Raw genomic sequence first — 917 nt, 5'->3', positions numbered from 1 at the left:
TAGAAGTCATCTCATAAATCGTCCAGGAGTCTCCTGAGGTACACGACGATGCATCCGAGGTGGACGAAGCCGAGGAAGTTTTCGACGTGGCGCTCGTACCGTACCGCGATGCGGCGGAAGCTCTGGAGCCAGGCGAAGAGGCGCTCGACCTTCCAGCGGCGCTTGTATCGGCGGAGGGGGCGGAGGTCTTGACTGAGGCGCTTGCGATTCGAGCGATTGGGCGCAATCATTTCGATCCCTCGCTCCTCCGCGAGCCGTGCGTCGAGCGCGTCGCTGTCGTAGGCTTTGTCGCCGATGAGGCGCTTGGGGAGCTGGGCGAGGAAGCAGCTATCGAGCGTTCGGCCGACGAGCTTGACTTCATGCGGCGAAGCACTTTCGACGCAGACGGCGAGAGGAAGACCAGAGCCGTCTGCAATGGCCATGACCTTGGTCCCCTTGCCACGCTTCGTTTTCCCGACGCAGGGCCCCCCTTTTTGGCGCTCACGAATGTGCCGTCGATGAACGCCTCACTCAAGTCGATCTGCCCTCGGTCACGTAAGTCCCCAGCCAAGGCGTACAGGATCCGTTCAAGCGTGCCGTCCTTCGACCACTGCTGGAACCGCCGATGGCACGTCTGGTATGATGGATATCTTTCGGGCAAGTCAGCCCATCGAGCGCCGGTGCGCATGATCCACAAGATGCCGTTGAGTACCTCGCGCGCATCCTTCCACGGCCTCCCGCGGCGATCGGCGCGCATGCGCGGAGCAGGGATAAGCGGCTCGAGTAGCGCCCACTGAAGGTCTGTCAGGTCCACACCTGCATATGTCGTCAGCAATCAAAAATGTACCGACGACTGGACCGAGCCTCGTTCGATTGATCCTACAAAGTGGGATGTTGGAGCCGATGGACCTACTCGACGGTTTATGAGATGAGTTCTA

The 917-nt window shown here is 60.4% G+C and carries 1 protein-coding gene; it reads right to left on the bottom strand.

Annotated features, from left to right (window positions below):
* Window positions 1-11 precede the first annotated feature (11 nt).
* Window positions 12-736, bottom strand: a protein-coding gene (locus QHF84_RS50160) for an IS5 family transposase (RefSeq protein WP_348652951.1) whose coding sequence is annotated in 2 segments (ribosomal slippage) — window positions 12-448 and window positions 448-736 — 726 coding nt in all. Because the reading frame shifts where the segments join, the coding sequence is not laid out codon by codon here.
* Window positions 737-917: the final 181 nt, after the last annotated feature.

Source organism: Polyangium sp. y55x31 (assembly GCF_029946505.1).
Classification (GTDB): domain Bacteria; phylum Myxococcota_A; class Polyangia; order Polyangiales; family Polyangiaceae; genus Polyangium.
Note: the sequence above shows the minus strand (reverse complement) of the source record. Positions and strands in the feature narration are given on the sequence as shown.